Source organism: Aquirufa regiilacus (genome assembly GCF_032470275.1).
GTDB classification, from domain to species: domain Bacteria; phylum Bacteroidota; class Bacteroidia; order Cytophagales; family Spirosomataceae; genus Aquirufa; species Aquirufa regiilacus.
Genome location: NZ_JAVNWW010000001.1, coordinates 892,881 through 907,636, shown reverse-complemented (window position 1 = coordinate 907,636; position 14,756 = coordinate 892,881). Strand labels below are relative to the sequence as shown.

Genomic DNA, 14,756 nt, shown 5'->3' with positions numbered 1-14,756 from the left:
ATTTTTATGTCCGCATCACCCTTCGTATTTTCTGGTCAAAAATCCTTTTATCAAGGAAAAGTTCGAGATGTTTACTCCTTTGGTAAATATCTTTTAATGATTACTTCAAATCGCATTTCAGCTTTTGATGTGGTCCTTCCCCGAGAAATACCTTACAAAGGACAAGTATTAAATCAAATCGCTGCACATTTTTTGAAAGCAACGTCTGATATCGTTCCTAATTGGTTATTAACTTCACCTGCACCCAATGCGGCATTTGGACTTGCATGCGAACCGATTCCTATTGAAATGGTTGTTCGCGGTTATCTAGTAGGCCATTTGTGGCGTGAATATAAATCGGGTAAGCGTGAAGTATGTGGAGTATTGCTGCCTGATGGACTTAAAGAAAATCAAAAGCTGCCTAATCCGATCATCACACCTACCACAAAAGCAAGTGAAGGTCACGATGAAGATATTTCGATCAAGGAGATATTGAATCAAGGTATTGTAAGTCCCTCCGTTATGGCAGAACTTGAAGAGAAAACCTATGCGTTATTCGACCGTGGTCAACAAATGGCCGATGATAAAAACTTAATTCTAGTCGACACCAAATATGAATTCGGTTTTTATGAAGGTAAAATAATGCTGATGGATGAAATTCATACGCCTGATTCTTCCCGGTATTTTTATAAAGAATCATATCAAACATTATTTGAAGCTGGCGAACCTCAAAAGCAATTATCCAAAGAATTTGTACGCGAATGGCTAATTGCTAACAATTTCCAAGGAAAAGAAGGTCAAACAGTACCTGTGATTACCGATGAATTTGTTAATCAAATTTCGGAAAGATACATTCTGCTTTTTGAGGAAATTACGGGAAGCAAATTTACCAAAGAAGCTTTATCAGCGAATTACGTTCAAGATATTTATAGTCAAATTTCATCTTTTATTTAATATGTCTACAAAGATTTATCAACTCGAACAAAACGAGAGTTACGCATTAATTGAATGGTTAGGAGAGGAGCTAGTTCAAGAAAATTATGAAGAGTTAGAGCTAGCTGTACGCTTATTATTTAAGAAAGAGTACACAAATATGATCTTGAACTTAACTAAAGTCCAAAATATGGATGGATTTGGAGTTTCTGCAATACGAAAAGCAACAAAAATATGTACGAATGAGTTAGGTCTCTTTGTGGTAGTTTCTAAAGTTGACGAAATTGTCGATCGTTTAGATCAAGCCAAGATTGAGAACTTAACCATTATGAATACCAACCAAGAAGGCGTTGATGCTATCTATTTAAATGACCTAGAAAACGATTTTGAAGATGAATCTGACGCCAATACAGATGAATACGGTATAGATGGTAGCGATTTGGGAGAGGATTATTAAGATTAAATAGGATTATTTTCAGAATAACTATATCTCAAAAATGATATTGTTTATTTCAGTAGATTATTTTGTCATATTTGATTTTAGCCAAATATATTTTTAGTTAAATTTGAAATATGTGCTTATTCTATTGGATATTCACTTAGATTAAGGTAATTCTCAATTACATTTATTTTATTTTTTTGTTAGAATAATTATATAATATTATGAATAACATTGCCAGCGAGGGTCTTTATAGAAAAGAATTTGAACATGATGCGTGCGGAATTGGTTTTGTAGCCAGTATGAAAGGGATTAAATCCCACCGTATTGTACAAGATTCAATTACGATGTTAATTCGTATGGATCATCGCGGTGCGTGTGGCTGTGATCCCAACTCTGGTGACGGAGCTGGGGTTTTACTTCAAATTCCTCATGAATTTCTACTTGAGGAGTCTCGTAAACTAGGTTTTTCGCTTCCTTCACCCGGACAATATGGAGTGGGGATGATATTTTTCCCAAATCATGAAGGCTTAATTAAGGAATGTAAAGATGTCATTGAGCGTAAGGCAAAGAAGTTAGGTTTACGTCTTATCGGGTATCGCGTTGTTCCTGTTGATAACGGAGATATTCAAGGAGCCGATTCAGGTAAAGCTGAACCATCTATTCAACAATTGTTCATTGAACGACCTGAGACATGTGCTACAGAAATAGATTTTGAACGTAAATTATATGTATTTAGACAGTATGTGACTCGTTTATTGAATGAAACGATTCCATCACTTGAAGATAAGTTTTACTTTACCTCTTTGTCTTGTAGAACCATTATCTACAAGGGTATGTTGACTACGATGCAAGTTCCGGGTTACTTTAAGGATTTGCATGAGGAGAATTTCACTTCTGCTTTAGCTATTGTACACTCAAGGTTCTCGACAAACACATTCCCTGAATGGAAATTAGCCCAACCATTCCGATTCATTGCTCACAATGGGGAGATTAACACCGTAAAAGGTAATTCCTCTTGGATGCAGGCGCAATCATCATTGTTTTCAAGTAAGTTCTTTACGCAAGAAGAGCTTGACATGATATTACCCGTATGTAGTTTAGGTCAATCCGATTCGGCAATTTTAGATAATGCGATTGAGTTATTATACCTAAGTGGTCGATCATTACCACATGTAATGATGATGTTGATACCAGAAGCTTGGGATGGAAACGACAGCATGGCAGATTATAAGCGTGAATTCTACGAATATCATGCAGCCATGATGGAGCCATGGGATGGTCCAGCTAGTATTTCATTTACAGATGGTAAAATGATTGGAGCGACGCTAGACCGAAACGGTCTACGCCCTTCACGTTATTGGGTGACAGAAGATGACCATGTAATTATGGCATCTGAAGCGGGTGTATTGGATTTAGATCCAGCTACCATTGTTTCAAAAGGTCGTTTACAGCCTGGCAAGATGTTTGTTGTTGACATGGAGCAAGGACGTATAATCCCAGATGAAGAATTAAAGGAAACAATTTGCCAGCAGCAGCCTTACGGACAATGGCTACGTGAAAATAAAATTCGTGTAGAAGATTTACCTGAAGCAGGTAGTGAATATCGCCAACCGAAGGCTACAGAATTAATTTCGCGCCAACAAATATTTGGTTTCTCTACGGAAGATATTCGTATTGTACTTACTCAAATGGCTGAAACTGGCAAGGAAGCATTGGGCTCTATGGGTATAGATACTCCATTGGCTGTTCTTTCTGATAAAGCACAACATTTGTCTTCTTATTTTAAACAATTATTTGCTCAGGTAACCAATCCGCCTATCGATCCGATTCGTGAGCGTATGGTCATGTCGTTATTAACTGATATTGGTGGATTGTCAAATTTATTGGAAGAAAGCCCAAGTCATTGCAAGCAGATTGAAATTCAACAACCTGTGTTGCGTAATAAAGAGGTTGAAAAAATTCGTTGGATCGATCATGAGAATTTCCAAACGAAATCAATTCATATGACTTTCCGTGCATCTGAGGATGAAGGCGTTTTGAAAAAGGCACTTGAGCGAATTTGCCAATACGCAGAGGATGCAGTTGATGATGGATATTCAATCATTTTATTAACAGATAGAGGCGTTGATTCTTCCCATGCTCCAATTCCGTCTTTATTAGCATTGGGCGCTGTACATAATCATTTGATTCGCACAAAAAAAAGAGCAAAAGTTGGGATAATTGTTGAGGCAGGTGATGTATGGGAAACGCACCATTTTGCTACATTGATTGGTTATGGTGCATCTGCAGTAAACCCATATATGGCATTTGAAACCATTCGTTCGATGAAAGAGACGAATTTGGTGGATCAATCTTTGACTTACGAAAAGTTAGAATACAATTACATTAAGGCTGTTAATGGTGAATTGCTTAAGATATTCTCTAAAATGGGTATATCGACCCTGCAATCTTACCAAGGAGCTCAAATTTTTGAAATTCTTGGTATTGGCAAGGAGGTCGTAGATTTATATTTTACGGGATCAATCAGTCGAATCAAAGGAATCGATTTAGATACAATCGCTAAAGAAGCATTGGTTAAGCATCATGCAGGATATGAATTATTGAAATCAGAATATCCTAAATTAGAAGTTGGTGGTATTTACCAATGGAAACAAAGAGGAGAGGAGCATTTATTCAATCCAGCTACGATTCACTTGTTGCAGCAAGCAACGAAATCAAATGATTATGCAGTGTACAAAAAGTATGCAAAAATCATCGATGATCAAACTAAGAAAGCAATTACGCTTCGTGGCTTAATGCGATTTAAATCGGCTCAAGCTATTTCGATTGATGAAGTAGAGCCCATTGAAAATATATTAAAGCGTTTCGCAACAGGTGCTATGTCGTTTGGTTCTATTTCATACGAGGCACATACAACCTTAGCAATTGCCATGAATCGTATTGGAGGTAAATCTAATACGGGTGAAGGAGGAGAGGATCCAATTCGTTTTGAGGCGATGGCCAATGGCGATTCGATGAATTCAGCGATTAAGCAAGTAGCTTCTGGTCGTTTTGGAGTAACAGCCAACTACCTAACAAATGCCAAAGAGTTGCAAATTAAGATGGCCCAAGGAGCCAAGCCAGGAGAAGGAGGTCAATTACCAGGTCACAAAGTAGATGATTGGATCGGAAAAACGCGTCATTCAACGCCAGGTGTAGGTTTAATTTCACCACCTCCGCATCATGACATCTATTCGATTGAGGACTTAGCGCAATTGATATTTGATTTAAAGAATGCAAACCGCGCTGCACGTATATCTGTTAAATTGGTATCTGAAGCGGGTGTAGGAACGATTGCTGCTGGTGTTGCTAAAGCGCATGCTGACCATATTCTTATCGCTGGATATGACGGTGGAACTGGTGCATCTCCATTATCTTCTATTCGTCATGCAGGTTTGCCATGGGAACTTGGTTTAGCTGAGACGCATCAGACATTGGTAAGAAATAAATTACGTGGTCGTGTAACGGTTCAAACCGACGGTCAAATTAAAACTGGGCGTGACATTGCGATCGCTGCCTTATTAGGAGCAGAGGAGTTCGGAGTAGCTACTGCGGCCCTAGTTACTGCAGGTTGTATCATGATGCGTAAATGTCATCTAAACACTTGTCCAGTAGGTGTTGCTACTCAAAATCCAGAATTACGTGCATTGTATACAGGGAAACCTGAAGATGTGGTTAATCTATTCCACTTCTTAGCACAAGATATGCGTGAAATTATGGCTGAATTAGGTTTCAGAACCTTAGAAGAAATGGTAGGCCGTGTAGATTTATTAGAGATGACAGATTTGTCAAATCATTGGAAATTTAAGCACGTAGACTTATCTCCAATATTAACTCCTGCATCCCGAGAGGAAGGTGTTGCTGTAGTTAAATCAGAGGAACAAGATCATGGATTAGAAGATCAATTAGATTGGCAAATTCTTAAATTAGCACAGTCGGCCATCGATACTCAGAAACCTGTTTATGGAGAACTTCCAATTATCAACGTAAATCGTTCGGTAGGTACAATTATTTCAAATGAAATCACCAAGAAATATGGTGAGAAAGCATTACCAGCTGGGACAATTCACATGAAGTTTAATGGAACGGCTGGTCAATCTTTTGGTGCATTTTCAGTGAAAGGCTTGAAACTTGAAATTGAAGGTGATGCGAATGATTACATCGGAAAAGGAATGTGTGGTTCAACCATTATTGCATATCCATCAAAATTAGCTCAATTTAATGCGGCTGATAATAGCATCGTCGGAAACGTTAGTTTCTATGGTGCGACCTCAGGTGAAGCTTACCTGGCAGGTATGGCTGGAGAGCGTTTCTGTGTTCGTAATTCAGGTGCAAAAGTAGTCGTTGAAGGAATTGGTGATCACGGCTGTGAATATATGACAGGAGGTCTTGTATTAATTTTAGGAGAGACTGGTCGCAATTTTGGAGCCGGTATGTCGGGAGGAGTAGCTTATATACTTGATGAGAAGAATAATTTCGACAACAAGGTAAATCGGGAAATGGTGGAAATCACTGATTTAACTCCAGAAGATATTTCCATTGTTCGGATGTATTTAGAAAAGCATATTGAATTAACGAATTCAACTAAGGGAAAAGCGATTTTGGATAATTTTGGTGCTTCGGCTAGCCTATTCAAGAAGGTATTACCAGTTGATTACCGTAATGCTTTAGCAACAAGACATTTAAGCATCTCAGATGTGTTAAATGATAAAGATCGAGTTTATCAAGATATTCAAATTGATTTAAAAAAATAGTAAAATGGGCAAGCCAACTGGGTTTTTAGAAATTGATCGGAAAACAGCGTTAAAGCGTCCTGTATCAGAGCGCGTTACGGATTATAAAGAAATTGAATTATTGGCATCACCTGAGGCAACAGAAGCACAAGCTAGTCGCTGTATGGATTGTGGTACACCATTTTGTCACAATGGGTGTCCATTAGGAAATATCATTCCTGAATTTAATGATGCTGTGTTTGAGCAAAATTGGAAGTATGCATTTGAAATTTTGGTTTCAACGAATAATTTCCCTGAGTTCACAGGACGTATATGTCCTGCTCCATGCGAATCTGCTTGCGTATTGGGTATTAATAAACCAGCTGTGGCGATTGAAATGATTGAAAAATCAATTATTGAGAAAGCATATGCAGAAGGTTGGGTAGTGCCTCAAATACCTGCTAAACGTAGCGGGAAGCGAGTTGCTGTTGTTGGATCAGGTCCCGCTGGTTTGGCTGCCGCAAGTCAATTGAACAAAGCAGGACATTTAGTCACGGTATATGAGCGTGCTGATCGCGTTGGTGGATTATTACGTTTTGGTATTCCAGATTTTAAATTGGACAAATCGACAATTGATCGTCGGGTAGCTGTCATGGAGCAAGAAGGTATTGAGTTTATAACGAATACGACCATTGGACAGGATATCAAATTGACTAAATTACAACAAGAGTTTGATGCGGTCGTTTTAACTACCGGTTCTACCACACCACGCTTAATTCAAGCTAAGGGAAACGATGCAATTGGTATTTTCCCAGCTATGGAATTTTTGTCTCAGCAAAACAAACGTGTATCAGGTATCGAGGTTGTTAAGAATCATAAGGGTGAAAATTATTCTTATGGGGATATTTTAGCCACGGGAAAACATGTCGTTGTTATTGGAGGTGGAGACACTGGTTCCGACTGTGTGGGAACATCTAATCGTCATAAAGCAAAATCAATTACTCAAATTGAGGTAATGCCTAAGCCACCGGTTGATCGAGCTGAAAATACCCCATGGCCAAATTGGCCTAATATGTTACGCACTTCAACATCTCATGAGGAAGGGGCAGAGCGTTTATGGTCAATTTCCTTACAAGAGTTTGTGAAAAATGAAAAGGGAGAGTTGAAAGCTTTGGTAATTGGAGATATTTCCATGAAAAATGTGAATGGAAAATTGGAACAAGAAATTAGTAATGTGCGTGAGATTCCATGTGATTTGGCATTAATTGCTGCAGGATTTTTACATACAGATCATTTAAATATGATTGAAGAGCTTAAAAATCAAGGTGGTTCATTAGATGAACGTGGAAATATAGCAGCTGATGGAACTTATAAAACACTGGTAGACAAGGTCTTTACTGCTGGAGATGCCAGAAGAGGTCAGTCCTTAGTTGTCTGGGCTATCTCGGAAGGGAGAGAAGCAGCTCGTCAAGTTGATATAAGTTTAATGGGAAAAACAAATTTACCTGGAAAAGCTATTTCTTCGTTTGATCTATAATTTTTAGTTTTTTTTAGCTGTTTGTTTGGCATCTTAAAATAATAATCTTATTTTTGTACTCTCTTAAATGCTAGGAGAGATGCCTGAGAGGCCGAAAGGACATGTTTGCTAAACATGCGTACTGGAAACGGTACCGAGGGTTCGAATCCCTCTCTCTCCGCAGTGTTTTTCGGGGTGTAGCGTAGCCCGGTATCGCGCTTGGTTTGGGACCAAGAGGTCGTAGGTTCGAATCCTGCCACCCCGACACAGTCAATTTAGTTAAGAGTGCTTGCACATTTAGCTAAATTGACTTTTTAATTTAGGGTTCCGTAGCTCAGTTGGATAGAGCAACTGCCTTCTAAGCAGTAGGTCTTTGGTTCGAATCCAAACGGAATCACAAATCTTCTTCCATTATAATTCTATTTTTATTTTGTACGAGAATAAATTATTTAATTGGAAAGTATCATTGGGCATCATACTCATTTGGATTGCCCCACCATTTATCTATTTTTTAAAGGAATTACTCGGAATCGGTCAAACATCTTTATTCACAGGTGTCGTTTATAGCACGGCTTTAATTCTCTTAATCAATCATATTCCCTTAAAGATTTTTTACCGTGGAAATGAAATGTTGGCTTTTACGGGCTTGAGTTTCTTTTTCTTGGGCTTTTTTTATTTCATATTCTACAATAGCCAAAAATCGTCGATCATCGTTGATGCAATTAATTTTGCTATATTAATTGGATTCATTTATTGTATTTTCCGAGTTAACAATGACGTTCAATATTACATTCCCGTCATTATTCTGATTGTAACATTGATCAATAATTTTGCTTTAATTTATTCTATTTCGACCAATCCAAATTATGTTTTGGGTGCTCGGGCAACTGTGCAGTATAATAAAGGAACGGGAGAGGAATTTTCGGGTAACCCTATTGTATTTGGTCGAAATGCGGTAGCTGGTCTGATTGTCTCATTTTTAATCATTCATAAAAAGGCCTTAGAATTTATTGGGAATAAAAGTATCCGAATTAATCTAGTTGCGCATATTAATATATTAGTCAGTTTCGTGGTATTGATTCTTACACAATCCCGCGGTAATTTCATCTCAGTAGGTTTATGTATTATTTTTTACCTTGTCTTTGGGAATTACAGTGTACTTAAAGGTTTTCAAAGCAGTAAAATCACCATCTTATACTATCTCATTGTTCTAGGTATTTTACAGTATTTCAATAGAGCCTTCAAGATTATTGAGACTTTTAATCGATATTCGGATCAAGCATATGAATTTCTTTTACGCGCGTTAAATACAGGTTTGGGAATTAATAATTCAGGAACTACGCAAGATGCCTCGGCATTAAATCGAGTTCAAAATATCGATATGATCAAGAAAATTATCTCGAGAGATTGGTTTGATTTTATTTTTGGTAAGGGCTATAAGTTTTGGTACGTTGATATCCCAGCGCTTGAAGCATTTGTCAATTTTGGTATCCTTGGAGTACTTTTGTTTTGTATTTTCAATCTTTTCATACTCTATTATATCATTTTAGGAGTCAAGTCGAATAATCTATTTCAAAACTTCATTAGTCTTTTTTATATCAATCTATTTGTAGCTGTATTTACGGGTGGCCGACCACTCGATTTTTCCTATTGGGTATTTTACATTATATTAATACGATTTTTATTGATACTTCCCAAAAACAAGTTAGCGAGTGAATAAACCAACAAGCGATTTGTCGTTATTTACACATCAACTACACTTATCCCTAGGTGATAAGTTAAAGTATGCCTGTTGGTTAATTTTATCGAACCTATTTTTCCTGACTAATATTCCCTACCCAAATTTCTTAAAAGTATTATTGCTTCGAATGATGGGAGCTCAGGTTGGTCATGGAGTAGTCATTAAACCCTGGGTTAAAATTAAATTACCTTGGAAATTGTCGTTGGGTAATCAAGTATGGTTAGGAGAAGCGTGTTGGATAGATAATATTTCAGAAGTTCGAATAGGCAATGATGTATGTATATCACAAGGTGCTTTGTTATTAACAGGTAACCATGATTACGCAAAGCGTAGTTTTGATCTTATGAGTAAACCAATTGAGATTGAAGATGGTGTATGGATAGGAGCTAAGTCAACCATTGTAGGTGGGGTTACGTTAAAATCACATTGCGTAACTGGTGTAGGAGTAATTATTTTGCGAGATACAGAGGCATACCAAGTATATAGTTTAAATGCCAATATTCAAGTTAAAGAAAGAGTGATAAAGTAGGAATATGAACAATATTACAATTTTAGCTAACAAAGATTTCCAACTACTTATTTCCTTTGTAGTGGCTTTGTTTATTACAGTAACAGCCATTCCGGTTATTATAAACATATCGAGACTGAAAGATTTAATGGCTGAGATCAAATCTAGAAGTTCACACAAGAAACTAACACCTACATTAGGTGGTGTTGCTATTTTCGCAGCTACATTAATTACCTATTTTATATGGGATAATCCTCAAGAGGGTCATGATTTACATTTAACAATTTCAGCCATCATCATCTTATTCTTTTTAGGTATTAAAGATGATATTTTAATTCTATCACCCAAGAAGAAGTTGTTAATTCAAATTGCTGCATCTATCCTTGTTATTAGTTTAGGTAATCTACAAATATCAAATCTTTACGGTCTTTTGGGATTAACTCAATTATCATATAATGTAGGATTGTTTGTCACCATTTTTATTTTCATTTCACTTATCAATGCAATTAACTTAATTGATGGAATTGATGGTTTAGCAGGATCCGTGGGTTTATTTGCTAGTTTAATGTTTGCATATTTATTCTATACGTTAGATATGTATGCGCAATCAACCTTAGCGATGGCATTGTCGGGCTCATTGCTTGGATTTCTACGCTATAATTGGTCTACAAAGAATAAAATCTTTATGGGGGACACGGGGTCTTTAATTGTTGGTTTTCTTTTGTCCTATTTTGCAATTAAATATGTCGTTGTAAATAATAACTACCATGTTAATCCTTTACTAACGAAGGATGCACCCTTATTTGCATTGGCAATATTAATTTTACCTGTTTTTGATACTCTGCGCATGTTCTTTATCCGAATTATGGAAGGTAAATCTCCATTTGAGGGTGATAGAAAACACCTACATCATGTGTTAATTGACATTGGGTTTTCGCACAAGACGGCCACAGCAGTTTTGTTGGCATTTAACATGAGTATTGTGTGTATTTTTACTTACTTGAGTAATTATAGAAAAGAAAGTAACAATCAATTATTATTGTATTTGGTTATTGCTTTTGCGCTATACTGTGTCATCAGTTATTTGCTTTCAAAGAAAATTGACAAGGCATTAGTTGACCGTGTTAAGTTTCGTGATGTTAATAAAGTTGAACGCTTAAGAATTAACGAAACGCAGGATTCCAAAAACGAAAATTAAGCGATTAATAAACGAAGAATGAAGAATTTAAGTGATCTACGTAATGAAATTGACCAAATTGATGATGCTATTTTAAAGCTTCTAGTTGATCGTATGGATGTTGTAGATCAGGTAGGTAATTTAAAACGTGCAAACAATAGTTTAATTTATCATCCAGATAGAGAAAAAGAAATTATTGACCGACTATCGAGCCTGCCTACGGGCCGATTGGGAAAATCGGCTATTGAAGCTATTTTTCTAGAGATCTTTGGTGTATCGCGCAATTTAGAATTACCTGAAATCATTAGTTTTTTAGGACCTGAAGGTAGTTTTACACATCAAGCCGCTGAATCACGATTTGGTGCAGTTGCCGATTATATTTCTTTGCCGTCAATTAAATCAATTTTTGATTCCGTTGATTCAGGTCGTGCTAAGTACGGTATTGTTCCTATTGAGAATAATCAAGAAGGAATGGTGAAGGAAACGTTAGATCTATTAAATGAGCGTTCCTTATTCATTATTTCCGAAATCATAATACCTGTTAACTTTTGTTTAGCTACTAAAGAACATGATTTAAATGCAATTACCCGCATTTATTCTAAAGATATTGCATTCAATCAATGTCAAGGCTTCACCCAAGACTATTTCGCTGCTAAATCAAGTGATTTCTTTGTACAAGTAGACTCCACGTCGAAAGCAGCTAAATTAGCAGCAGAGAATCCAGGCACGGCGGCATTATGTTCACACATTGCAGCGAAAATCTACCAAGTACCTATCTTGTTTGATAATATTCAAGATAATGACAGTAACCAGACGCGATTCATCATCATTTCAAAAGTTGAGAATTTAAAAAAGACGAATCGGGATAAAACTACCTTAGCAGTCAAACTGAAAAATGATGACAAGCCGGGTACTTTATTGAAATTATTGAAGGATTTTGAAGATAAGCACATCAATTTATTGAAAATAGAATCCAGACCACAGAAGGATACCAACGAATTCAAATTCTGGTTTTTTATTGATGTGGAAGGTAATAAATTAGATGCCGAAATTAATGCGCTTTTAGTCTCAAAATCGGATGAGATAAAATTCTTAGGAAGCTATATGAATTTGTGCTAACAAATTATTTGCATTAATTCGATCTTGATGTAATTGAGCGACTAGGGCAGGGAAGGAGTCAAATTTCTGCTCATCCCGAAGTCTTTCGATAAATTCAACACCAATCTCTTCCCCATAGATATCCATATCAAAGTTGAACAGATTTGTTTCAATTCGTAATTCTTGACTTTGTGTTACTGTTGGTCGAACGCCTATATTCGTCATTCCAAAATATTCCTTTCCTAAAACCGTCGATTTAGTTAAGTAAACGCCATGTCGTGGTACTAATTTATCAGCTATATCAAGCCTTAAATTTGCTGTTGGAAATCCAATTGTTCGACCTAATTGGTCTCCTTTAATTACGCATCCCTTTAGTTCATAATAATAGCCCAAAAGTGTAAAGGCCTGCTGCATTTCTCCACTTTGAATTTTACTTTTAATCAAGGAGCTACTTACTACCTCATCATTAATAATGGATTCAGAAACTCGATGCGTACATATATGGGGAAATTCAACATCCACAAACGCTTTTGAGCCTTCCCGATTATGGCCAAAGTGATTGTCATAACCAAAAACGATGTGCTTAACGTTTAATTGATCAATCAAAATTTTTGATGCAAAATCATGAGCACTCAATCCAGCGATATATGCATCGAAAGGTATCGCAATCACGATATCTATTCCGAATTGACTTAATTGATTTACCTTCTCAGGTAAACTTGACAACACAACATTCGAAATGTTCGGCTGAAAATAGGTCTGCGGGTGATTTGAAAATGTTAATATGACGGAAGGGATATTTTCCTTTTTACTAATCTCTTTGACACGATTGAGCACACTCATATGACCAAGATGCAAACCATCAAACATACCTACCGTTATTACGCAGGAATTTAACTGAATATCAATCTCATTAAGACTCTGATAAAGTCGCATAATTTTCTTTATTAAAAGATTCAATTGACTGCGCTTTATCTACTGCATAATCGCCAATTTTAGTTCGCACGAGCTTTTTTAAGTAGGCCCCAGAATCAAGAAATTCTCCTAAATCTCGAACCATAGATCGGATATACGTTCCTTTGGAACATTCAATCTCAAATTCAATTTCCGGGAAATTTGTGGTCTCTATTTCGAAACGATAGATAATGGCTTCCCTTATTTTAATTTGTAATTCGTCTGCAGTAACTCCCTGCCTAGCGTGCGTATATAACCGTTTACCATCTAATTTAATAGCTGAATAAATCGGCGGGATTTGTTTGATTTCTCCCAATAATCTTTGTTGGATTACCTCCTTGATTTTTTCAATCGTAATATGATCAATGGAATATTCTTGATCAAAGGCAGTTTCTAAATCTACAGATGGAGTTGTCTTACCTAATACTAATGTTCCTGTATAGGTTTTGGGAAGACTTTGGAAATAATCAATCTTTTTGGTGTGTTTACCAACACATATTATTAATAAACCCGATGCCAATGGATCTAACGTACCTGCGTGTCCAATTTTCTTGAACCTACCTAGATTCTTAAGCTTACGAACTACATCAAATGAGGTCCATGTTAGCGGCTTATCAATTAAATAAAATTGATTTTCAATACGTTCTTCTACTTGTTCAACCATAATGTAATTACAAGTAGAATGCCAGCTAAAATCCGGTAATAACCAAAATATTTGAAACCATATTTTGAAACAATCGATACCATAAATCGGATCGTAAATATAGCTACAATAAAACTCACAATAAATGAAGTTAATAGTATAGGTAAATGATCCGAATCAATAAATTGAGGTATGTCTGCGCGGTAATCAAGTATTTTTTTCGCACATGCACCAAGAATGGTTGGTATACCTAATAAAAATGAATATTCGATAGCAGCTTGATGACTTAATCCTGTTAATCTAGCACCAACAATTGTTGCACCAGATCGTGAAACTCCAGGTATCATGGCTAAGCATTGATAGAAGCCTATTTTGATTGCTTGAGCGTAGGATTGTTGGGAAACATCTTGGCAACTTGAAATCGTATTCCTCATCCAAAAATCAATATTAACTAGAATAATCCCCCCAATAATCCACGAAAAAGCGATGAAATAATACCCTTGAAACATAGCCTCCAATAGGTCATCAAAGGCTAAACCCAGAATAACTGCAGGGATAAATGAAATAGTTACAAAACGATAGATAGCAATAGAACTGGTCAAGCGTTTGAAATAAAGCAATGGTACGGCTGCTATCGCTCCCAACTGAATAAATATGGTTAAAAAATTCAAGAAATTACTTGCTGGTAACTTTAACAGGTATTCACTTATAATTAAATGAGCTGTTGATGAAACAGGTAAAAATTCTGTTAAGCCTTCAACTACCCCTAAAATTAGTGCGTCTAAATATTCTATCATTATTTACGAATACTGAATAAAGCGAAAACAGGAATGATGACACCTATTAAAACTAAAATCGGCCCTAATGTAAGTCCTAAAAAACCAAAGCCAAAAGGTTCTTTGTCTAACGTCATAACAAAAAAACCAATGAACATAATAATGATACCAATTAGTAGAGTACTAATTCGCTTAGCATTTAATGGGAATGCGGATTTGTCTAATGATTTGCTCATGG

At 36.4% G+C, this 14,756-nt stretch carries 12 protein-coding genes and 3 tRNA genes; 11 read left to right on the top strand and 4 right to left on the bottom strand.

Annotation, left to right across the window (positions count from 1 at the left end):
• Positions 1-6 precede the first annotated feature (6 nt).
• The 11 genes from PQG45_RS04010 to pheA all read left to right on the top strand — a co-directional run bounded on the left by PQG45_RS04010 (position 7) and on the right by pheA (position 12,166).
• Entirely contained in the window at positions 7-933 is a 927-nt protein-coding gene (locus tag PQG45_RS04010; RefSeq protein WP_315575561.1) for a phosphoribosylaminoimidazolesuccinocarboxamide synthase, read from the top strand.
• A gap of 1 nt (position 934) precedes the next feature.
• A complete protein-coding gene (locus PQG45_RS04005) occupies positions 935-1,369 on the top strand; it encodes an STAS domain-containing protein (protein WP_315575562.1) in 435 nt (144 codons plus the stop codon).
• Positions 1,370-1,575: 206 nt separating this feature from the next.
• The gene (gene gltB, locus PQG45_RS04000) at positions 1,576-6,147 is read left to right on the top strand and encodes a glutamate synthase large subunit (protein WP_316070332.1); all 4,572 of its coding nucleotides are present in this window, start codon (positions 1,576-1,578) and stop codon (positions 6,145-6,147) included.
• A gap of 4 nt (positions 6,148-6,151) precedes the next feature.
• On the top strand, positions 6,152-7,642 hold the full coding sequence (locus tag PQG45_RS03995; RefSeq protein WP_315575565.1) for a glutamate synthase subunit beta: 1,491 nt from the start codon (positions 6,152-6,154) through the stop codon (positions 7,640-7,642).
• A 73-nt stretch (positions 7,643-7,715) separates the two neighbouring features.
• Positions 7,716-7,802: transfer RNA gene (locus PQG45_RS03990), tRNA-Ser, on the top strand.
• A 10-nt stretch (positions 7,803-7,812) separates the two neighbouring features.
• Positions 7,813-7,886: transfer RNA gene (locus tag PQG45_RS03985), tRNA-Pro, on the top strand.
• 58 nt (positions 7,887-7,944) lie between these two features.
• A tRNA-Arg gene (locus PQG45_RS03980) sits at positions 7,945-8,018 on the top strand.
• On the top strand, positions 7,995-9,341 hold the full coding sequence (locus PQG45_RS03975) for a hypothetical protein (protein ID WP_315575567.1): 1,347 nt from the start codon (positions 7,995-7,997) through the stop codon (positions 9,339-9,341). Before PQG45_RS03980 ends, PQG45_RS03975 begins: the two co-directional genes overlap by 24 nt.
• Complete coding sequence (locus tag PQG45_RS03970) at positions 9,334-9,891, top strand: colanic acid biosynthesis acetyltransferase WcaF (protein WP_315575569.1); 558 nt, start codon at positions 9,334-9,336, stop codon at positions 9,889-9,891. Before PQG45_RS03975 ends, PQG45_RS03970 begins: the two co-directional genes overlap by 8 nt.
• A gap of 4 nt (positions 9,892-9,895) precedes the next feature.
• Positions 9,896-11,068 carry a glycosyltransferase family 4 protein gene (locus PQG45_RS03965; protein ID WP_315575570.1) on the top strand — a complete coding sequence of 391 codons (1,173 nt, stop codon included), beginning with the start codon at positions 9,896-9,898 and terminating at the stop codon, positions 11,066-11,068.
• Between the two features lie 18 nt (positions 11,069-11,086).
• On the top strand, positions 11,087-12,166 hold the full coding sequence (pheA, locus tag PQG45_RS03960; RefSeq protein WP_315575572.1) for a chorismate mutase: 1,080 nt from the start codon (positions 11,087-11,089) through the stop codon (positions 12,164-12,166).
• On the opposite strand, the gene PQG45_RS03955 is transcribed toward pheA, so the two are convergent.
• Genes PQG45_RS03955 through PQG45_RS03940 form a run of 4 tightly spaced genes read right to left on the bottom strand, consistent with a single transcriptional unit; the run spans position 12,140 to position 14,754 of the window.
• Positions 12,140-13,081 carry a bifunctional riboflavin kinase/FAD synthetase gene (locus PQG45_RS03955; protein ID WP_315575573.1) on the bottom strand — a complete coding sequence of 314 codons (942 nt, stop codon included), beginning with the start codon at positions 13,079-13,081 and terminating at the stop codon, positions 12,140-12,142. The two genes, pheA and PQG45_RS03955, sit on opposite strands and share 27 nt — an antisense overlap.
• Positions 13,059-13,763, bottom strand: coding sequence for a tRNA pseudouridine(55) synthase TruB (gene truB / locus PQG45_RS03950; protein ID WP_315575575.1), 705 nt, complete (start codon positions 13,761-13,763; stop codon positions 13,059-13,061). The genes PQG45_RS03955 and truB overlap by 23 nt, the downstream gene beginning before the upstream one ends.
• Positions 13,748-14,539 carry an undecaprenyl-diphosphate phosphatase gene (locus tag PQG45_RS03945; protein WP_315575577.1) on the bottom strand — a complete coding sequence of 264 codons (792 nt, stop codon included), beginning with the start codon at positions 14,537-14,539 and terminating at the stop codon, positions 13,748-13,750. Before PQG45_RS03945 ends, truB begins: the two co-directional genes overlap by 16 nt.
• On the bottom strand, positions 14,539-14,754 hold the full coding sequence (locus tag PQG45_RS03940) for a DUF3098 domain-containing protein (protein WP_315575578.1): 216 nt from the start codon (positions 14,752-14,754) through the stop codon (positions 14,539-14,541). Before PQG45_RS03940 ends, PQG45_RS03945 begins: the two co-directional genes overlap by 1 nt.
• Positions 14,755-14,756: the final 2 nt, after the last annotated feature.